The sequence below is a fragment of the Sneathiella marina genome, from assembly GCF_023746535.1.
Classification (GTDB): Bacteria; Pseudomonadota; Alphaproteobacteria; order Sneathiellales; family Sneathiellaceae; genus Sneathiella; species Sneathiella marina.
In genome coordinates, this window is the sequence record NZ_CP098747.1 from 438,517 (window position 1) to 459,409 (window position 20,893).

The window sequence follows — 20,893 nt, forward strand, 5'->3', positions numbered from 1 at the left end:
CTCAATGCCCCCCAGCCACACCAAGCGAATATAGATCATCCGGTGTTACAATCAGGTCGAAGGCTAATTTAGCGCAAACAATCAGAACCATTAGTGCAAGGAGACTACGAAGCTGTTCCCCCTTCATCTTGGTGCCAACTCTTGTTCCGATTTGGGCGCCGACAACTGCGCTGCTCATCAACAGCATTGCCAGCATGACGTCGACAGTTTGAGTATTAATTGAATGTAACAGCGTTACATTGGCCGTGACGAAAATGATCTGAAATAAAGATGTTCCGATAACAACAGTTGTGGGCATTCCAAGAAGGTAAATCATGGCAGGAACCATAACAAAGCCGCCACCGACACCCATGATTGCCGATAAAATACCAACAAGAGTGCCAATACCAAGGGGCATGAGTGCGCTGATATAAAGCTTTGATTTACGAAACCGCATCTTGAAGGGTAGCCCGTGAATCCAATAATGCTGATGTAATTTCTTTCGGCGCGTTGTTCCCTTTTTGGTTTTGATCAATGCGTTAATGCTTTCCACGAACATTAAGCTGCCGATGACACCCAGAAATATGACGTAAGAAAGAGAGATTAGCAGGTCGACCTGGCCCATGTTTTTAAGAACGGTAAATACCCAGGTCCCCAAGCCGGATCCCAGGATACCCCCGGCCAGCAAAACGCCCCCCATTTTGAAATCAACGTTGCCGCGCCGCCAATGGGCGAGAACTCCGGAGACGCTAGCTGCAGTAATTTGATTGGCTTCTGTCGCGACGGCTACGGCCGGCGGAATACCAATAAAAATCAGCAAGGGAGTCATAAGAAAACCACCGCCAACTCCAAACATTCCAGATAACAGTCCGACTGCCCCACCCATACCCAATATCAAAAACAAATTGACGGATATTTCAGCAATGGGCAGATAAACTGACATACGGCAAAAGAGGCCTTTACATGGAGTAGATGGGGATCATTCTAACGATTCTCCCCGCTATACTATAAAAACAACGCAATTGTAATCACTTGCTGATTTTTTTTTGACCTGATAGCTGTGTAATTAGCCATTAAATCATTTAACTTTGGGCAGTAATCTAGCTAAATTAAATGAAATTCAAAGGTTACCTTGCTGTTCGTAAGCTAACCAGAAGTTCGTTTGGAAAAAGGATAGTTGTGGAATGCGTGTTCTCTATGTCGGAAATTTTAACGAAAAACACGATGGAACTGCATTTTACGATTCCAATAGAAAGCTAGCCAACGGTTTTGTCAGAAATGGTCATCAGGTCTACCAGTTCAGTGATCGAGATATTGCCCGTGCGTCGACAGTGTTTCGATCCAGGAAATTTGGTGTGGTTCCAGCTAACATTCGCCTGCTTGAAACCGCAAAAAATATTATGCCTGACTTGTTGTTCATAGGGCATGCAGGTCCAATTTTTGCGAGAACTCTTAAGCAGATCCGTCGGGCTGTTCCGCATATTAAGATTGCTCTTTACGATTTTGATGCAATTTGGCAGGATCAGACGGTTCAAAGAACGATGAAGCATGTTGAACTCGCGGATGCGACATTTATTACGACCGCAGGGCCAGAGTTACAAAAATTTGCACGTAACAATAACGTAGTGAGCTTTTTCCCAAATGTTTTGGATAAAAGTATTGATAGTGTTCGCGCATTTGAAAACCCATCTCCGAAACATCGGTTATTCTACGGTATGGGGAACGCCAAACCGGATAGTGAGCGGTTCCAAATAGGCACGAAGATTTTGGATGCTTTTCCCGATGAGTCCATGGAGATCCTCGGTATGCGCGGTAAACCGCCTTTGTCTGGAATTTCCTACCATCGCGCTATTGGAGATTCGCGAATGGGCTTAAATCTTAGTCGCGGGGAAGTCTTCCCGCTTTATAGTTCTGACAGAATGTCACAATATGTCGGGAATGGGTTGATGACCCTTGTCCATCGCAGGACCGGATATGATCAGATTTTTAAAGATGATGAGTTAGCGTTCTATGATGACTTTGATGAACTGATTAAGTTAATCGGCTACTATAACCTGCATGATGATGAAGCGCGCGAAATAGCCCGAAATGGATGGCGTCGTGGCCATGAAATATTCAATGAAACACTGGTAACGAAGTATATAACTGAAGTTACATTTCGAGAAAAACTGAGCGAAGACTATCAGTGGCCGACTGATTTGTATTCAGCTTGATTTATGGAACACCGGCTTTTTTCAATTCATCGGGCAAGCGACCTGATAACCACAAGAAAAACATTCGAAAATCACTGTAAAGCGACCAAATCGGATATGTGAAAGTTGCGGGACGGTTTTTTTCCACAAAGAAATGCGCAATCCAGGCAGGGCCATATCCACCGACGGCGCAGGCCAATAAGAGAATTGGATTGAAAGTAATCAGGAAAATTGCAAATCCAATAAGTGCAAGGGTAGTGCCCAAAAAATGTAGCCGGCGACAAAGCGCAGAGGAGTGTTCCTTTAAATAATAGGGCCAAAACTCGGAATATGTCTGTATTCTGTTTTGCATGCTCTATTATTTCTTGATTCCAGCCACGAGTGCAATAGGTGACATAGATCGATCATGTAAAAATTATACTTGGCAATGTTGACGTTTACGTAAACGTCAACTATACTCATTGTCAATAACAATGATGGATTTGATATGAACGCAAATACAAAAATCAACGTCGAGGATGAAGCCCGTTATTCGATCGCAGATCTCGCTGAAGAATTCGGTGTGACGTCTCGAACTATCCGGTTTTATGAAGATAAAGGACTTGTCAGCCCTGAACGAGACGGATTAACCCGCATCTACTCTCGCAGTGACCGCGGACGGCTTAAAATTATCCTTCGCGGTCGACGACTTGGCTTTAGTCTGCAGGAAATCAAAAAGATGCTGGATATGTATTCTCCGGAAGGAGAAGCTACCGACCAGCTAAACTACACTCTTAAGAAATGCAAAGATCAGCTATCTAAGCTCGTCAGCCAGCGTGAAGACATAAATGAAGCAATTTCGGAACTTGAAGAAGGTATTCGAGATCTCGAAGAGCATCTTTCGTCGGGTAATGTTGCCGGCAAAAAAACTAGTAAAAAAATAGCTTAAGGATTAGCGCCAAGGTTAGGCGAATTCATAAAAATGCATCCTCGATCGATTTGAGGATTGATGGAACAACAGCGACCCGGTCTTGAATGGCCCGTCGCATTATATGACAGTCTGAAAGGAAACACTGATAATGAAGAACGTGGTAATAGCTGGGTACGCTCGTTCCCCCTTCACGCTTGCCAATAAGGGTGAGATGGTCAAAATTCGGCCTGATGAAATGTCTGCGCAAGTTGTTCGGGGCCTTATCGAGAAAACAGGCGTGAATGTAGAAGACATCGAGGACGTCATTTTCGGAAGCGCGTTTCCCGAAGCGGAACAGGGTTTGAACGTTGCCCGGATGATTAGTTTTCTAGCCGGAATTCCAAAATCAGCGGCGGCCACGACGGTAAATCGCTTCTGCGGTTCCTCCATGCAATCCATTCATATGGCTGCAGGTGCTATCCAGATGGGGGCTGGCGACGTCTTTATATGCGGCGGCATTGAAAGCATGACACGTGTTCCGATGGGCGGATTTAACCCGGCCCCGCATCCACGTCTTTATAAAGAATATCCCGAAGCCTATGTGTCTATGGGTATTACAGCAGAGAACCTGGCAAATCAGTATAAGATTTCCCGCCAGGAGCAAGAGGAAATGGCAGTCGAAAGCCATGCACGCGCTGCCGCGGCACGTGAGGCGGGGAAATTCGACGATGAAATAATTCCGATTGTTGACGGGAATATTCGGGTTGAACAGGATGGCTGTATTCGGCCTGAAACGACAATGGAAACCCTGGCAGGCTTGAAGCCAGCCTTTGATGCGGAAGGCACGGTAACAGCAGCGACATCTTCTCCACTTACCGATGGCGCGTCGTCGACACTGGTTTGTTCAGAAGAATATGCGGACGCCAACGGCCTGACAAAAATGGCCCGGATCAAATCCATTGCAGTCGCGGGCTGCGCCCCTGAAGTCATGGGTATTGGCCCGGTTCCGGCAACTGAAAAAGCTTTATCGCGCGCTGGATTAACGCTCAAGGATATTGACATCATCGAGCTGAACGAAGCATTTGCAGCCCAGTCTCTTGCTGTTCTGAAAGAAGCTGGCATGAGTTATGACAATACAAACCTTGATGGGGGTGCAATTGCGTTGGGTCACCCGATGGGAGCAACGGGCGCTCGGATCACCGGTAAGGTCGCAAGCCTGTTGCAGCGCGAAGGAAAATCTCTGGGTCTTGCGACCCAGTGTATTGGTGGCGGTCAGGGGATCGCAACAGTTCTGGAGGCTTGCTAATCATGGCTATTGAAAAAGTAGCTGTCATTGGCGCCGGTGTTATGGGTGCAGCGATTGCCGCTCATGTCACCAATGCAGGATATCCCGTTGTTCTTCTGGATATCGTTCCAGAGGGCGCTAAGAACAGGAACATGCTGGCCGAAGGCGCTGTGGCTACCATGTTGAAAACCAAGCCTGCGCCCTTTATGCACAAGAAAAACGCTCGCCTGGTGGCAACGGGTAATCTTGAAGACAATCTCGACATGGTTGCCGATTGTGATTGGATCGTTGAAGCGATCATCGAGCATCCGGGATTGAAGCAGGACCTGTACAAACGCCTGGAAACTGTCCGTAAAGCTGGTTCCATAGTGTCGTCGAATACATCTACCATTCCATTGAAAACATTGATGGACGGATTGCCGGAAAGTATCCAGCAGGATTTTGCAATTACACATTTTTTCAATCCACCGCGTTATATGCGGTTGTTTGAGCTGGTGGGCGGCCAACATACTCGCAAAGAAGTGCTTGACGATCTCCGTCAGTTCGCGGACGTGGCTTTAGGCAAAGAAGTCGTTGATTGTTACGATACGCCCGGTTTTATCGGTAATCGCGTCGGTATCTATTGGTCATCCGTTGCTATTCGAGCGGCTTATGATCTTGGCTTGACCGTTGAAGAGGCTGATGCCGTTTGCGGCAAGCCCATGGGAATTCCCTCCACCGGTATTTTCGGTCTTGGTGATTTGACGGGAATCGACCTGGGACCAAAAGTGACGGCTTCAATGCTTGCGGAACTCCCAAAAAGTGATCCGTTCCCGCAAGAGTATGATGAAAACCACCCAATGAATGCCATGATTTCCACAATGATTGCGGATGGGTACACGGGCCGTAAAGGCAAAGGCGGGTTTTACCGTATCAATAAAGAAGGCGGGAAAAAGACCAAAGAAGCCCGTAATCTTCAAACTGGAGAATATGCCAAGGCCGCAAAGCCTCAATTGGGTTCGGTCAAGGCGGCCAAAAAGGGGTTGCAGGCGCTGGTGGAATTTGACGATAAAGGCGCTGAATATGCCTGGACGATCCTGTCCAAGGTTATTACTTATGCCGCGTCATTGGTCGGTGAAATTGCCGACGATATCATCGCAATCGATTTGGCCATGAAAACAGGGTATGCGTGGAAATATGGCCCGTTCGAACAACTTGATCAGCTTGGCAATCAGTATTTCGTTGATCGCTTGACAGCTGAAGGTCTTCGTGTGCCGGAGTTTTTGAAAAAGGTAGGTGATCGTCCTCTTTTCAAAGAAGAAGGTACAGATGCTTACTATATGACGGCTGAAGGTGAATATGCCGTTGTACCTGTGGTTGACGGTGCCTGGATGTTGTCCGATATCAAACGCGGGAATGAGCCTATCAAGGCAAACAAGGGCGCCAGCCTTTGGGATCTCGGAGACGGTGTTGCCTGCCTTGAATTGCACACGAAAATGAATTCCATCGATCAGGATGTCGTTGCCATGCTGACTGAAGCGGGCAAAATTGACAAAAAAGGATTTAAAGCCCTGATTATTGGTAACGATGCAGATAATTTCTCTGTCGGTGCCAATGTGGGTCTAGCCTTGTTTGCCGCCAATGCCGCTATGTGGCCAGTGATCGAGAATTCCATCAGCGAAGGACAGAACGCGCTGATGAAATTGAAATATGCGCCTTTCCCTGTTGTCGCCGCGCCTGCGGGCATGGCTCTTGGTGGAGGGTGCGAAATTGTTCTTGCGGCCAGCGCTGTGCAGGCCCACGCTGAAAGCTACATGGGCTTGGTAGAAGTCGGCGTTGGCGTTCTTCCCGGCTTCGGTGGTTGTAAAGAGCTTGTAATGCGAGCCATGACAAACAAGAAGCGGCCCGGGGGTGCAATGCCTGCCTTGTCAGGGGTTTTTGAAGCAATTTCCACGGCGAAAGTCGCGACCAGTGCGGCAGAAGCCCGGGATATGCTGATCCTTCGCGAGGGAGATTCCGTTACCATGAACCGTAAACGGGTTCTTGCGGATGCGAAAGCAAAAGCCCTTTCAATGGTCGATGGGTATGAAGCGCCAGAGGCCATTGAGGTGAACCTGCCAGGACCGACGGCTGCCGCCGCTTTTGATATGGCAGTTGGAGGGTTTGTTACCATGGGACGTGCGACGGCTTATGATGCAGTTGTTGGTGGTCAGGTGGCCCATGTCGTCACGGGTGGTGATACGGATATCACAGAGCCAGTCAGCGAAAAGAAAATGCTGCAACTGGAACGTGATGGCTTCATGACCCTCATTCGCAATCATAAAACTCTTGACCGCATCGAGCATATGCTCATGACCGGCAAGCCACTTCGTAACTAGAAGGGATTTCTGAAATGCCAATTTACAATGCCCCTGTAAAGGACATCAAATTTGTACTCAACGACCTTCTCGGTGTTGACAAAATGACCAATATGCCTGGTTTTGAAGATGCGACGCCGGACATGGTGGATGCTATTCTGACAGAAGGCGCCAAATTGATGAGCGAAGTAATCCAACCGCTCAATCAGGTTGGAGATTCAGAAGGATGTACCTGGAACGATGGGGACGTTAAGACGCCCACTGGTTTCAAGGAAGCTTATGACGAGTATCGTCAAGCGGGCTGGATGGGGCTAGATGCGGACCCCGACTATGGTGGACAGGGCCTGCCTCATGTAATCGGAATTGCGTTTGCAGAAATGATGAGCTCGGCAAACATGGCATTTGGCATGTATCCGGGACTGACCCATGGTGCCTATGCGTCCATTCACCGTCATGGGACGGATGAACAGAAGCAAACATGGTTGCCTAAAATGGTAACCGGGGACTGGACAGGTACCATGAACCTGACGGAGCCTCATTGTGGTACGGACCTGGGTTTAATGAGGACGAAAGCTGTCCCGCAAGAAGATGGTAGCTATAAAGTCTCTGGTACGAAGATATTCATCTCGGCCGGTGAGCATGATATGTCCGATAATATTGTCCATCTTGTTCTGGCAAAAATCCCTGGCGGCCCAGAGGGAATTAAAGGCGTGTCTCTGTTTATTGTGCCTAAATTCATTCTGGATGCTGACGGTAATCCCGGTGACCGCAATGGTGTTGCTTGTGGTTCCATTGAACATAAAATGGGAATCCACGGAAATTCGACCTGTGTCATGAATTATGACGACGCGACAGGGTATCTTTTAGGGGATGCCCATAAAGGGATGCGGGCGATGTTCACCATGATGAATGCGGCACGCTTAGGCGTAGGAATTCAGGGGCTGAGTCAGGCGGAAGTCGCCTATCAGAACGCAGTTGTCTATGCAAAAGACCGTCTTCAGGGTCGCTCGATTTCCGGTGTGAAAGCGCCGGAGAAAGCCGCGGATCCAATTATTGTTCACCCGGATATCCGTCGTAATCTGATGATGATCCGGGCCTTTACGGAAGGGGCGCGAGCATTGGGTCTTTGGGCGGGCTTACAGGTGGATATGGTCGAAAAACATCCCGAGGCGGATGGCCGTAAAGCGGCTGATGAAGCTCTTGGTCTTTTGACACCTGTGATCAAAGCCTACTTTACAGATATGGGTTTTGATTTAGCTGCAACTGCAATGCAATGCTTTGGCGGTCATGGGTATATTCATGAATGGGGCATGGAACAGTTCGTTCGTGATGCCCGGATTACGCAGATTTATGAAGGCGCCAATGGTGTGCAGGCACTGGATCTAGTCGGCCGGAAATTACCTCAGAATCTTGGGCGTAATCTGCGTCAGTTCTTTCATCCTGTTGACGCCTTTATTCAGGAAAACATGATGGACCCTGAGATGAAGGACTACGTCATGCCATTGGCAAAAGCTTTTGCCAAGCTTCAGCAGGGGACGGCTTTGCTGGGTGAAAAGGGGATGAAAAACCCTGATGAAGCTGGGGCGGCGTCAACTGAATATCTTCGGATGTTCGGGTTGGTCGCCCTTGGTTTTATGTGGGCGCAAATGGCCAAGATAGCTAAGCAAAAATTGGCGGAGGGCACAGACGATCCGCAATTCTTCGAAACAAAACTTGTCACCGCTCGCTTCTTCTTTGAGCGCATGATTCCGGATGTCTCTTCCCTTTTGGTGAAAATGAGTGCTGGATCAAATACCATGATGGAACTTGACGCCGAAGCATTTTAAATTTCACAGGAGTTGATCGGAAAAGGCGGGTCTAATCCCGCCTTTTTCTAATTCAATGTGATTTTTTGCCCTGTGGGCCTTTTTGATTGGTGTCTGCGCGAAGTGTTCGATAGAATAAAGCAAGAAATTGACAAATTGTCATTTACGGGAAAAGCCGCAAAAATATAATAAATCGAGGTGACGAAGATGATTGAACGGTCCATTTTTAGTGAAGAACATAATATCTTTCGAGGGACAGTCCGCCGGTTCTATGAAGAGCATATCATGCCGCATCACAGTCAATGGGAAAAAGACGGACAGGTAAGCCGGGAAGCATGGCTGGAAGCTGGCAAGCAAGGATTGCTTTGTATGCCTATTCCTGAAGAATATGGCGGAGCTGGCGCCGACAAGCTTTACAGCATCATCATGATGGAAGAGCAGGCACGTGCAGGCGCGACAGGGCCGGGCTTTGGATTGCATTCCGAAATCGTGGCGCCGTATATCCTGAATTATGGTACGGAAGAGCAGAAAAAAGAGTTCCTGCCGAAAATGGCGCGCGGAGAAATAATTGGCGCTATCGCCATGACCGAACCTGGAACCGGTTCTGATTTGCAAGGCGTTAAAACCCGGGCAGTGAAGGATGGGGATGACTACATTATCAACGGATCCAAAACATTCATTACCAATGGCTTTATGTCCGATGTCGTCATTGTTGTTACGAAAACTGATCCGGAGGCGGGCGCAAAGGGGACCTCGTTGTTTCTCGTAGAAGCGGATCGGAAAGGATTTGACAAAGGCAGAAATCTGGAAAAATTGGGACTGAAGGCTCAGGATACGGCGGAGTTATTCTTTGACGATGTTCGTGTGCCTGCCACGAATATGCTGGGGGGCGAGGGGAAAGGATTTTTTTGCTTGATGCAGGAACTGGCTTGGGAACGGTTGCAAATCGCCATTGGCGCTACGGCGACGATGGAAGCCATATTGGATGACACAATCGAATATACGAAGAACCGCAGCGCGTTTGGTAAGAATATCATTGAATTCCAAAACTCCAGATTCAAGCTGGCAGAAGTCAAAACTGAGGTTCAGATTGCCCGCGTGTTTGTCGATAAATGTATCGAAGAGCTGTTAAAGGGTGAGCTGGAAGTAGCAACAGCCGCCATGGCCAAATACTGGTGCTCGGATCTTGAAAATAAAATCATCGATGAATGCCTGCAGTTACACGGCGGCTACGGATTTATGTGGGAATATAGGGTAGCGCGCGCCTATGCAGATGCCCGTGTCCAGCGTATTTACGGCGGCACAAATGAAATTATGAAGGAGCTTATCAGCCGTACCCTGTGATGACCGGCAGTTACTAGCTTGCTCGACTTGCAATCATTTTAATGCTACCTCTTACTAAAAAAGGAGAGGCACGTGGACGCATATGATCTTGTCATTAGAGACGGGCTAATTGTTGATGGGACGGGCGGTGAACCTTATTCCGCTGATGTTGCAATAGATGCCGGGAAAATTTTCAAGATTGGTGCCGTCCCCGAAAAAGGCCGCGAGGAGATTGATGCGCGTGGCTTAATCGTCACGCCGGGCTTTGTCGATATTCACACCCATTATGATGGTCAGGCAACCTGGGATGACCGGCTGACACCTTCGTCACAACATGGCGTTACCACTGTTGTTATGGGGAATTGCGGTGTTGGCTTTGCGCCCTGTAAAGCTGAAGATCATGATCGTCTTATCCGGTTAATGGAAGGCGTTGAGGACATTCCCTTTCCGGTATTGACCGAAGGCTTGCCCTGGAATTGGGAAAGCTTTGAGGATTATCTTACCGCTCTTGATACCCGGCGATTTGATATTGATGTCGCAACACAGCTTCCGCATGCCGCATTACGTGTTTTCGTTATGGGGGAGCGTGGTGCAAATAGAGAAGACGCAACAGAAGATGATATCGCGCAGATGGCAGCCATAGCGCGAGACGCTGTTGAAGCGGGCGCTCTCGGTTTTTCCACTTCCCGAACGCTCAATCATCGCACATCTGATGGACAGCCCACACCAACATTGACTGCAAGTGAAGCTGAATTGACGGGCATTGCCATGGCGCTGGAAGGCGCTGGTAAAGGTGTTTTGCAATTTGTTTCTGATTTCGATGAGCCAAAGAAGGAGACGGCGATGTTGCGCCGTATCGTCGAGCGTTCCGGCCGGCCATTGTCTGTCTCTCTCGCACAATCTGATGTCGCGCCGGAAGGGTGGCGTCATACACTTAGAACCATGGAGCAAGCAGCGGCGGACGGCCTGATTATGCGGGCGCAAGTGTGCGGCCGTCCTGTTGGTGTATTATTGGGACTGGAGCTAACACTCAATCCGTTTTCCGGACATGATGTTTACAAGGAAATAGCGAAGCAGCCTTTTGAGGAACGGGTGGCGAGACTCAGGGAACCTGAATTTCGGGCGCGCCTGCTCGGCAGTATGCCGGAATCCAAGAACCCGTTTGTGACCAACATGCTTCGAAATTTCGGAAAAATCTTTGTCTTAAATGATGCGCCGGATTACGAACCGTCAGAAGAATTTACGCTTGCTTATATGGCTCGGATGCGTGGAATTTCTCCGCAGGAGCTTGCCCTGGATCTCATGCTTGAAGATGATGGCAAAGGGATGTTGTATCTGCCGTTTTTGAATTATGCTGGATCTAATCTGGATCCATCCTATGAGATGCTAAAGCATCCCAATACAATACCTGGCCTGTCTGATGGCGGCGCTCATGTCGGGACCATATGCGATGGATCATTTCCCACCAGCATGCTCACTCATTGGACACGAGATCGGACGCGTGGCCCCAAATTTTCATTGGAATGGATTGTCAAACGACAGTCTTTTGATACGGCGGAAGCGGTTGGACTGATGGATCGTGGTTTGCTGAAACCGGGGTATCGCGCTGATGTAAATATCATTGATTATGAGAATTTGACCTTGCATAAACCTGATGTAGCCTATGATCTTCCTGCCGGTGGTCGTCGATTGATCCAGACTGCGTCGGGATATGTTGCAACGATTGTCGCCGGAGAAGTCATCAGCAGAAATGGCCATCCAACCGAAGCACGGCCCGGACGCCTGGTTCGGGGTGCCAAACAAGCACCAAAGATACAGGTTACAGCCTAGAATCCTATTTGCGATTTTCCGATGACGCTTTTTCCGCGATGTTCAATGCGTCTGTCGGATCTGTATTCAGATCCGCATGGAGGAATGCTTCTGTTTCCGGAATAGCAATATGCAGGTCGGTTTCGAAATGCAGCATTGCAGATAGGTCTCTAGCCCTTACATTCAACAAATGACCGCCCTTTGAGAGATCTCTTGAAATAAAGTGAAGATGGTATCCGGGGACATTTAATGTTTTCGCATATTCGGGAGACCAGAAACCAACCAGAGTGCCTTCAATATTTTCAAAGCTGAACTCACTTTGATGTGCTGTAGCGGCGACAAGGTCTTCACCTGAATTCGCTTTGCAGGCGGCCCGCAGATCGATTTTTTCGAAAAACCCTTCAAGGCGAACACCAATAAAAATATTTTCAGAAGGGCGCGCGGAATCGAGCTGCTGTTCCAACTCGCCTATGTTACCCACAATGGGTATCTGTTTTGTTTGGTCTGCTTGGAAACGGGTTACCGTTGCGAAAGGAGTTGTCCACTCGTCATTTGCCTCCCGCGTGATACCGTTCACCCCTGCTTGATAGCAGTGACCGTCCAACATCACCATCTCTCCGTCCAGATTGTCGAAAGTCCCGAGGCCAAAATCACCGTGTGATTTTAAGTCACTGACACGGGTGCATCCTTGAAACACTCCTTGCACGAGAGCACCGCTGGTCGATACTTGAAATATGGAATGATGATCCAGTCCCAGGGCCGAGGATATTATATTCTCCAGGGTATGGGACATGCTGTCCCCTGTCCGATCCCTTTCTTTTTGCAAGGCATTCCAGATGCTCTCAGATATCCGGCAATTCAATTGTTTTTGCATCTTGTCACCTCACTCGCTTCAGATTTCTCTTCATCCAGATCCTGCGCCGACCAATTCTATCATGACATATACAATCCAGGCATAGCTGACGGCGATGGAAAAAATAGTCACGGGGAGAACCAGTCGCGAAAATTCCCAAAAATTAAAGGGCTGAGCTCCGAATTTCTCCGCTTGTTGGACAACAATGACATTGCTGGCAGCGCTAATGATAAATAGATTGCCGGCAAGCGTACTCATGCTTGCAAGAAGCATTAATGTTGCCTCATCCGATGTCGTCAATAAGTTGAGATAAATTTCGACGACCGGCACATTTGAAAAAAGTTGACTGGCCCAGAAGGCAATGTTGGTAACAACGGCTGGTTCATTCAATCGGGTATGCCAAGGTCCCAGGATGGACTGCAATGCACCTGATTCAAGGACCGATCCGGTCACAACAAACATGGCGACAAAGAAAACAAGCGTCGCCCAATCTACTTCCCGCGCGACGGTAATGCGTTGCGCAGAGAATAAATAAACAGGAAGACAGGCAATGAGACTTAACCAGCCCAGCGGGATATCAAGATTTGGGAAGCTTTCCTGTAAGACACTATCTCCGATCACGAGAACCGCGAGCAAAATCGTGCTGAGATAGGCCGGCCAGGATTTGGTTGCGGTGGGCTCCGGCAAATCGACAGGTTTCGTATCCGTCGGCGCCTCACGGTCGAGACAAAATTTGTACCAGAAATATGCAAATATCATTGAAAGGACTGTCGGAATGGCAAGCCAATACAGGAACGTTCCGATGGGGTTAGAAAAATGGCCATCGGCAACAATCAGAATATTCTGAGGATTACCGACGGGTGACATCATGCTGCCAACTGTTACAGCAACACATAAGGCAATCAGGGGAATAGCCGGACGAATTCCGAGACTGGCAGCAATAGTCAGCGCAATGGGTGTCCCAATTACCGCGGCCGCATCATTGGTCAATGCGGCGGACCCGATAGCGACAAGCGCCATAAAATAAATCAGCATGCGCGAGGTTTTAATCTCGCCTTTGCAGAGAAAATTGCTGATCCGATGGGGTAATCCACAATCATATAGCGCATGGGCGATTGAGAAAACGCCAAAGAGGTATGCAATAACGTTCCAGTCAATCACTGACAGTGCTTTGGACGGCGAAATTTCACCAATCAGCAGTAAAATAATTGCGCCTGCCAGCATGATTTGCCAAATTCGAATTCGATCGGGAAGCCATTGCCTTATTGAGATAAAGAAAAAAATGGCAATAGCAACGGCAAGGCTGATGGTCATCTTATACTTCTCTTTACACTTTCGAACTGATCAAACATGTGGTCATTTTTCGGAATTCTAGAAGATTGATTTACACAATCATACTATCGTTATGTTAAACAACATAACCCATAAGAATTTCTAAATCTTTTTCCTGCAATTTCGGGTAGTGTAAATAATAGTATTGTAGAAAAGCATTGTATTGCTTTTTTACCGGAGCCAGTGATGACCCTAAATAAACCTCTTCTCGGTGTAAATTTTTTTGCAGGAGATGTACTCGCGGGATTGGGCCCATATTTGGCTATCTATCTTTTGTCTGTTTTAAAATGGGCGCCTGGATCCATCGGCATTGCGCTAGCTCTTTCCACAATCTGTACGGTTATTGTTCAAACGCCGGCGGGGGGTATCGTGGATACGGTACGCTGGAAACGGGGCTTGTTGGCGGTTTGCGCTATGACAATAGCTGTCAGCGCGGTTGCCATTACATTTTTTCACTCATCTTTTGCAATTTACGCCGCGCAAATGGCTATTGGTGTCGCGCTGGCTTTCGTCGGCCCAGCGATTGCAGCTATTACCCTCGGGCTTGTCGGGCCTGAAAAATTTACGGCACAGACAAGTGCAAACCAGGCTTGGAATCATGCTGGAAATATGATTGCCGCTGGATTAGCCGCCGGGATTGCTTTGTGGATTTCCGTGCTCGGAGTTTTTTGGCTCATCGCCATGATGACTGTCGGTATGGTTGTATGTATCTGGATGATCAAGGCCGATTCAATCGATCACGATGTTGCGCGAGGAGGAGAAACACTTGAAGGCATCGTTGAAAAGCAGCCGTCTGGTTTTGCAACGCTTATCAATGATCGACGATTGCGTATTTTTGCCATCAGTGTTGTGCTGTTTCATTTCGCCAATGCGGCGATGTTACCTCTTGTCAGCCAAAAATTATCTGAAAATAGTGACGCGGAACATGGAATAGCCTTTACGTCAGCCTGCATTATTGCGGCCCAGCTGGTTATGATTTTGATGGCTTTGTTTTGCGGATGGAAAGCTGATGTATGGGGAAGAAAACCGCTTTTTCTTTTAGCTTTTGCCGTGCTTCCAATTCGCGGTGTCTTGTTCACGCTTGGAGATGAAGCAGTATATCTTATTGCAATCCAGGCATTGGACGGTGTCGCAAATGGCATCTTTGCCATGTTGTTCTTGCTGATACTGGCGGACATAACGGCAGGGACCGGGCGTTTTAATTTGTCTCAGGGTGCTTTGGCAACCTTAGTCGGAGTTGGCGCTTCCCTGAGTAACCTCATTGCGGAAGAAGTTGTTGGATTTACAAATTACACGACAGGTTTTTTAATGCTGGCTGCAGTTGGGCTTATAGGCCTGATAATTTTTGCCTTGTTCATGCCGGAAACTGCGCCGCATATTACGAACAAGACGAAAGAACCATAATTTTGTAATTACGGATTCTGGTAGGAGAGCACCGAGACCGGTGCTCTCTTATTTTTATGGATGTTCTTCGTAGCCTGGCAATTCGTCCTGCGGATTGGACAATCGAGAGGCGGGGCTATCTCCTGGATATTCATCCAGTTCAATGACGTTTCTGTCCGGGTCCCGAATAAATACAGCGTTCATATCCTTAAAGGAAAACCGGCCTGTTATTTCAATGGTGTTTTCATTCAGAAAACTTTCGGCGTCGGGCAATGAAGATATCTTGAGGGCCATATGGGTGTAACCAGAATGCTTCTCCGATATATCCATGAGGATATTGTCTTCGCCCTGCGACGTACTGGGCCCCAGAAGATTAAGAACAATACCAGAGGGATGCTCCATCATTATCGGATGTCCGTTTTCAAAGCCTGTATCGATAACAAGCTTAAATCCCAATAGTTCGTAGAATGAAATGGATCTTTGTTTTTCTCGGATTCGAATGCCGATATGGTCAATCTTTAAAATACTTAACAAGGTCTTTCCTCCGGTAATTGGTCGTCATCCGCTCATTTGACAGGGACCCATTCAAATTATATTATTCCTAATGAAGATATAATAAGAGATTTAGATTATGATTGTTTCCAAATGAGTGGTAATAAGCAAGCCCTGGATGGTATGGCCGTGTTTGTTCAGGTTGTGGAAAGCGGCGGGTTTTCTGCAGCCGCCCAGGTTTTCGGAAGTTCCCCTTCCTTTGTCAGTAAACAGATCACACGTCTTGAAGATCGGCTTGGTGGCCGTCTTCTCAATCGGACGACACGAAAAATCAGCCTAACCGATATTGGTGCGCAGTATTTTCAAAAATGTAAGCAGATATTGGATGATGCGGACGCTGCGGAGAAGAGCATTCATCAGCTCACGGACGAACCTCGTGGTACCTTGAAAGTAAGCGCTCCCGTCAGTTTTGGGCTTGGTTACCTGCGGGATGAACTGCCGGTTTTCATGGAAAAATTTCCGGATGTAAATCTGGATATAGAGTTAAACGATCGCTTTGTGGATGTCGTGGCGGAGGGGTTTGACCTCGTGATACGGGTTGGCCGAATGGCTGATTCAGGCTTGATTAGCCGCATTATTATGGCGTCAAGGGGAGTAATTGTTGCCTCGCCTGACTATATAATGGCGCGGGGTAAACCTCAGCATCCTTCAGAGCTAATCCATCACGATTGTATCAGCTATGCTTACACCAAAACGCCTAATTACTGGGAGTTTAACACGGCAGAACAAAAACTGTTTGGGCAAAAAGTTGATCCACGTGTTTTATGTAACAGCGCTGAGCTTGAGCTTTCTTTCGCACTCGCAGGTACCGGCATAGCGCGGATGCCTCATTACATGTGTGAGCGAGAATTACAGGATGGCCGTCTGATGGAATTGTTTGCGGAATATGAGATGCCGCCATTGGGTGTCTATGCCGTATATCCAAGCAGGTTGCATCTTTCCGCAAAAGTGCGGGTTTTTATTGATTTCTTTGCGAACAGATTTTGACGATACTTACCGCCAAGCTCCTAGTTTTATGGCTGTGGCAATTGTTATCCCAAGGGTTATCATACCCAGAGCGACCAAGGCGAATACATTTTCAATCGTTGGGCTCCAATAGTATATCAGAATTAAACCGCCAACGCTGACGATAATCAGGCGGAAGGCCCCGGCGGCGACGGGCCAAAAAAGCCGCCGTGCTCCTTGAGAGGCAAAATACAAAGATAATCCGAGCCCAAAAAAGCCATATGTTGGACCGGCAATTCGCAAATATAACCGACAAGCCTCCCGAACGGCTTCAACATCAGTGAAGAGATTTGCCCAAAGATCCGGAAACAGGGCAAGGAGGCCACCGATAAACCCCGTTACCAACGCTGCGCCAAATGCGCCGATCCACGCAATCTTATGTCCGCGGTCAACTTCGCCCGCGCCGAAATGAACACCGACCATGGTGATCAAGGCCGCGCCAATGCCAAAGATTATGGGAATAAGAAGAAATTCCAACCGAACACCAATACCATATCCGGCTAGCGTTTCCGGGCCAAGGCGGGCGACGAGCGCTGTTATGACAATGGCACTACCAACAGAGGATAAGGGTGACACGCAAGCAAGAAGGCCGGGTCGCAATAAGTGGGCAAAGTCTGCTCGGCGGAACGAAATTTCTTTTAGATGTAGTCGAACGGCTGCGGTGCCGCTCATCAGGAACAGAATTAAGAGCAAGCTGCCAAAACTCGCACCGAGAACAGCCGCCAAAGCGGCACCTGAAATACCAAGTCCAGGAATCGGGCCCCATCCAAAAACCAATAATGCGCCCAATCCAATTTGGGAAAAGGAGGTTATGATCATAATTACCGCGGCGGTACGCATATGACCGCAGCCTCGCACAACACTGGACAAAAAATTTAGGAGCCAGATACTGATGCAACCGGCAAATAAAATGTTTGAAAAAGCCAATGCCTCCTGAAGGACCTGATCGGACCCTCCAAGTACGCTATAAATTGACGGTCCTAGGCTTAGAAAGATTAACGAGAAAACCCCCCCGGCTACAAAAGCAATAAGTATGGAATGTATGAGGAGCCGTTCAGCATGGCCACGGTCTTCAGCGCCAAGAGCCTGTGCGATAGCACCCGCAACTGCCCCGCCCATGGCCCCAGCGGACATCATAGTCATTAGCATGAACATCGGGAAGGCCAATGCTAACCCGGCTAAAGCCGTTGTTCCTAATTGGCCGACATACCAAGCTTCTGCCGCAGATGTTGCCAACATAACGGTCATTGCCAGCATGTTTGGCGCTGCAAGCCTCAAAATAGCGGGAATTATTGGCGCGGAGAGGAGAGCAAGCGTGTTCATTATTAGTATCCTTTTTGAACTTAATAAGCATAATCGTAAAATAAGTTCAAAAAGTCAACTTAATATGCTATGAGCGATATGTTGCCATCGTTACTGGAACAAGATCTGGGATGTCGAAAGAAAACTACAAACGTCAAAAATGCCCTGTTGCAAAATCCCTGAGTGTTTTTGGGGATCAATGGACGTTGTTGATTGTTCGGGACGTGTTACAAGGCATTGATCGATTTGAAGGATTTCAAAAGAGCCTTGGTATTTCTCGAAATCTGTTGACGATCCGGTTGAAAGATATGGTTGAAAGCGGATTGCTGACGCGGGAAATTATAACGGGTTCGAGACGATATGCTTATAAGCCGACGGAAAAATGCCGGGATTTGCGGATAACACTCTCGGCTTTGGCTGGCTGGGGTGACCGCTGGTCTCCTGGGGAGGGAGGCGCTAGAATTGAATTGAAAGACCGCCATTCTAATGCACCGGCCGGCCTTGGATATTATCGTAAGACCGATAATGTTTTGCTTGAGCCGGAGGATGTAGTTTCACAGGCTGGGCCCGGCGCGAGTGCGGACCTTGTTCGGCGACTGGCTCGAAAATCATAATTAGATTGTCTACTCAGTGATTTTGTCTTAGCTGCTCAAAGATAGCTTGATATAGGTCGCTGAAAGATCCGCGAAGGTGTCCGGTACAAGCGATGCTATTGAAGCTTTAATTCGAATTCCTTATCAGTTCTCGACCAAACCGGCACTCAACTAGATATCGCATTTGAGGAGTTTGTCCTTTGGAAAGCTCGTAAATTCTGGGGGGAGCGCAACAGATTTGCGTAGCGTCATATCGAAGTAACAACCGAGTACTGTTGTCGTTACCGCAATTTCATTTGTATCGAGGTCGATCAGATTATGGCCAAAACGGAATATCTTCCCCTCCGCACCCATTAATCCGCTTCTTAATGCTATCGGCGAAGACATGCGAATGGGTGCGTGAAATTCGGAATAGTAGTCTAAAGCGGCAGACCCAAGGTTACGATTTCGCACAGCTTCGCGGGTTAAGCCCACGGCGCCAAGTATATGTGTTGCTGCATCGGAGAAATAGCCAATAACATGCTGCAATTCAACATGGTCGAAAATATCACATTCCCATACGTCAACTGAGGAACGTGCGCTTTCGAACATATTTTCCAAATGTTTCGCCGGCATCATACTGCCGTCAAATGGCGAAGGTTCATACATATCAGAATGACTATCTGCAATATTTTCAGATGCTTCTCGTAGAAACGCTGGTAGAGCAAGAGGGAGGTGCTCTTCTAGGTCCATAAAAGTGGCCGTAAATTCGTAGGCTGCGGAAAGTCGATTAAATGCAGTATCAAATAGCTGAATAAAACCTTTGATATTCTCACCTTCGATCCGGCGAACACCCGCCAATCCATGAAGAACGGATCCAGCGTGGACTTCAGCTTTGTACTGGATGCGGATATCCTTGAAACGCAATCCCTTCTTTTCCAGGCGGATATATGCCGGGGTCAATCCGAGAGAATTCTGTAAGTGACCAAAGGCTTGTGCTGCCTTTGATGCATAAAATTGGACATTCATATGGCCCATTTGATCACATTCCCAAGCGTCTACAGCGCCCCGGTAACACGGAATAAGCTTACTCATTTTGCCTCCTCCTCATCGACCATCAAACTGGTAATCTTTTCGCGCATCACATCAGTAAGCGGGACAGCTTTTCGTAAATCAAGATCCATATAAGCAACTGTTGAAACGTTATTGAATGTTGGATTTCCTGTTGAACTGTTAAATAGTCGGTGGCGCAGAGTGATTGTTTTGTTCGATGATCGAAGGACGCCGGATTCCATGTGAACTATATCCCCTGCCATCAATTCAGACAAATAGGTGCTATCCTGCTGTACCGTTGCTAGCGCGCGTTTCCCTTCCTTAATTTCCTCTGGTGTCATTCCCAGGAAATAACACATGTTCCACGTGGCATGGCTCAAGCGAGAAATATAAAACTGTATATTCATGTGGCTCAATAGGTCACATTCGCTGGCGAGGACCTGCCCTCGATAGCTTTCAACATATCCACTCATGGATGGAATACTCCTGATCTGCACGATTTCTTTTTTTTATTTTTACCGGTTACATCTTAATAGCATTTGATCGAGGTACTGGTCGACCATTTCTTGCGGCGTTTGACCCATAAGTTGTAACTGCCCCGAAGTACTCATCATTAAGATACCTAACAAAAACGTCATGGCCTGCAACGTTTCTGACTGAGCATCTTCTGCTGAAAGATCTCCATACTCATGTACAGTATTTGCCAGCATGCCTAACACTGAGAGGAAGCGGTTATTAAGGTGCCGGAAGGTATCTTCTGAGAGACCTTGCTTGCCGTCGGCCATACTAGAATAAAAGGCCAGTAGTAAATATCGATCCTCTTTTGAGGAGAGGAAGTATTGAAGAAATGCTTTGAAGGTCAGGCTTATTTTCTGCTGGCCCGGGCCAGACTGCAGTAGTTCCGACCGTAATAATCGAAGCAAATCGGTAAAGGAAAATGAGAGTAGCGCCGCAAATATATCTTCTTTAGACGTAAAATATGCATAGGCAGCGCCAAGGGAGTAGCCTGAGCCCTGTGCAATTGCTCTCATGGACGTGCCCGCCAGTCCGTTGTCTGAAATACAGGTCTTGGCGGCAGATAGAATTTTCTGCCGTTTGAATTCTTTTAATTCCTGTTGCCGCATTAATCGTTCTTGCATTTTCCATCATTCTTATCATGAAATATGAACAATATATAAAAATATGAACATTGTTCAATAAATAATTAGATTATTTTTTTCGAC

General features: G+C 47.7%; 19 protein-coding genes. 10 read left to right on the forward strand and 9 right to left on the reverse strand.

The annotated features are described in order from the left end of the window. Window position 1: 1 nt before the first annotated feature. Window positions 2-922, reverse strand: coding sequence for a sulfite exporter TauE/SafE family protein (locus tag NBZ79_RS02200; protein WP_251935010.1), 921 nt, complete (start codon window positions 920-922; stop codon window positions 2-4). Between the two features lie 241 nt (window positions 923-1,163). Between NBZ79_RS02200 and NBZ79_RS02205 the strand changes: the two genes are divergently transcribed. Then, window positions 1,164-2,192 carry a glycosyltransferase family protein gene (locus NBZ79_RS02205; RefSeq protein ID WP_251935011.1) on the forward strand — a complete coding sequence of 343 codons (1,029 nt, stop codon included), beginning with the start codon at window positions 1,164-1,166 and terminating at the stop codon, window positions 2,190-2,192. Between the two features lies 1 nt (window position 2,193). Here the strand turns inward: NBZ79_RS02205 and NBZ79_RS02210 are convergent, their stop codons facing one another. Continuing rightward, window positions 2,194-2,523 carry an Mpo1-like protein gene (locus tag NBZ79_RS02210; protein ID WP_251935013.1) on the reverse strand — a complete coding sequence of 110 codons (330 nt, stop codon included), beginning with the start codon at window positions 2,521-2,523 and terminating at the stop codon, window positions 2,194-2,196. 135 nt (window positions 2,524-2,658) lie between these two features. On the opposite strand from NBZ79_RS02210, the gene NBZ79_RS02215 reads away from it, so the two are divergent. The 6 genes from NBZ79_RS02215 (at window position 2,659) to NBZ79_RS02240 (ending at window position 11,639) form a co-directional block, all read left to right on the forward strand. Next, window positions 2,659-3,099, forward strand: a complete 441-nt coding sequence (locus NBZ79_RS02215) for a MerR family transcriptional regulator (protein WP_251935014.1) — start codon at window positions 2,659-2,661, stop codon at window positions 3,097-3,099. A 130-nt stretch (window positions 3,100-3,229) separates the two neighbouring features. Next, the gene (locus NBZ79_RS02220) at window positions 3,230-4,366 is read left to right on the forward strand and encodes a thiolase family protein (protein ID WP_251935015.1); all 1,137 of its coding nucleotides are present in this window, start codon (window positions 3,230-3,232) and stop codon (window positions 4,364-4,366) included. Window positions 4,367-4,368: 2 nt separating this feature from the next. Continuing rightward, window positions 4,369-6,702 (forward strand): 3-hydroxyacyl-CoA dehydrogenase/enoyl-CoA hydratase family protein, encoded by a 2,334-nt coding sequence (locus NBZ79_RS02225; protein ID WP_251935016.1) that lies wholly within the window; start codon window positions 4,369-4,371, stop codon window positions 6,700-6,702. Window positions 6,703-6,716: 14 nt separating this feature from the next. Further along, entirely contained in the window at window positions 6,717-8,507 is a 1,791-nt protein-coding gene (locus NBZ79_RS02230) for an acyl-CoA dehydrogenase C-terminal domain-containing protein (RefSeq protein WP_251935017.1), read from the forward strand. Window positions 8,508-8,693: 186 nt separating this feature from the next. Continuing rightward, entirely contained in the window at window positions 8,694-9,830 is a 1,137-nt protein-coding gene (locus tag NBZ79_RS02235) for an acyl-CoA dehydrogenase family protein (protein ID WP_251935018.1), read from the forward strand. A gap of 72 nt (window positions 9,831-9,902) precedes the next feature. Continuing rightward, a complete protein-coding gene (locus NBZ79_RS02240) occupies window positions 9,903-11,639 on the forward strand; it encodes an N-acyl-D-amino-acid deacylase family protein (protein ID WP_251935019.1) in 1,737 nt (578 codons plus the stop codon). Between the two features lie 4 nt (window positions 11,640-11,643). Here the strand turns inward: NBZ79_RS02240 and budA are convergent, their stop codons facing one another. Next, window positions 11,644-12,492, reverse strand: a complete 849-nt coding sequence (gene budA, locus NBZ79_RS02245; RefSeq protein ID WP_251935020.1) for an acetolactate decarboxylase — start codon at window positions 12,490-12,492, stop codon at window positions 11,644-11,646. A 30-nt stretch (window positions 12,493-12,522) separates the two neighbouring features. Next, window positions 12,523-13,785, reverse strand: a complete 1,263-nt coding sequence (locus NBZ79_RS02250; protein ID WP_251935021.1) for an ArsB/NhaD family transporter — start codon at window positions 13,783-13,785, stop codon at window positions 12,523-12,525. Window positions 13,786-13,989: 204 nt separating this feature from the next. On the opposite strand from NBZ79_RS02250, the gene NBZ79_RS02255 reads away from it, so the two are divergent. Beyond that, on the forward strand, window positions 13,990-15,207 hold the full coding sequence (locus NBZ79_RS02255; RefSeq protein WP_251935022.1) for an MFS transporter: 1,218 nt from the start codon (window positions 13,990-13,992) through the stop codon (window positions 15,205-15,207). Window positions 15,208-15,261: 54 nt separating this feature from the next. Here the strand turns inward: NBZ79_RS02255 and NBZ79_RS02260 are convergent, their stop codons facing one another. Then, window positions 15,262-15,720, reverse strand: coding sequence for a VOC family protein (locus NBZ79_RS02260; protein ID WP_251935024.1), 459 nt, complete (start codon window positions 15,718-15,720; stop codon window positions 15,262-15,264). A gap of 111 nt (window positions 15,721-15,831) precedes the next feature. Here NBZ79_RS02260 and NBZ79_RS02265 point away from each other — a divergent pair, with 111 nt between their 5' ends. After that, the gene (locus NBZ79_RS02265) at window positions 15,832-16,725 is read left to right on the forward strand and encodes a LysR family transcriptional regulator (protein ID WP_251935027.1); all 894 of its coding nucleotides are present in this window, start codon (window positions 15,832-15,834) and stop codon (window positions 16,723-16,725) included. 6 nt (window positions 16,726-16,731) lie between these two features. On the opposite strand, the gene NBZ79_RS02270 is transcribed toward NBZ79_RS02265, so the two are convergent. After that, the gene (locus NBZ79_RS02270; protein ID WP_251935030.1) at window positions 16,732-18,066 is read right to left on the reverse strand and encodes an MATE family efflux transporter; all 1,335 of its coding nucleotides are present in this window, start codon (window positions 18,064-18,066) and stop codon (window positions 16,732-16,734) included. A 110-nt stretch (window positions 18,067-18,176) separates the two neighbouring features. On the opposite strand from NBZ79_RS02270, the gene NBZ79_RS02275 reads away from it, so the two are divergent. After that, window positions 18,177-18,659, forward strand: a complete 483-nt coding sequence (locus tag NBZ79_RS02275) for a winged helix-turn-helix transcriptional regulator (protein WP_251935033.1) — start codon at window positions 18,177-18,179, stop codon at window positions 18,657-18,659. A gap of 150 nt (window positions 18,660-18,809) precedes the next feature. Here the strand turns inward: NBZ79_RS02275 and NBZ79_RS02280 are convergent, their stop codons facing one another. From NBZ79_RS02280 to NBZ79_RS02290, 3 genes are read right to left on the reverse strand one after another with little or no spacing between them, the layout of a single operon-like run. Next, window positions 18,810-19,712 (reverse strand): acyl-CoA thioesterase, encoded by a 903-nt coding sequence (locus NBZ79_RS02280; RefSeq protein ID WP_251935035.1) that lies wholly within the window; start codon window positions 19,710-19,712, stop codon window positions 18,810-18,812. Continuing rightward, on the reverse strand, window positions 19,709-20,143 hold the full coding sequence (locus NBZ79_RS02285) for an acyl-CoA thioesterase (RefSeq protein WP_251935038.1): 435 nt from the start codon (window positions 20,141-20,143) through the stop codon (window positions 19,709-19,711). The genes NBZ79_RS02280 and NBZ79_RS02285 overlap by 4 nt, the downstream gene beginning before the upstream one ends. Before the next feature lie 42 nt (window positions 20,144-20,185). Then, the gene (locus NBZ79_RS02290; protein ID WP_251935041.1) at window positions 20,186-20,809 is read right to left on the reverse strand and encodes a TetR/AcrR family transcriptional regulator; all 624 of its coding nucleotides are present in this window, start codon (window positions 20,807-20,809) and stop codon (window positions 20,186-20,188) included. Window positions 20,810-20,893: the final 84 nt, after the last annotated feature.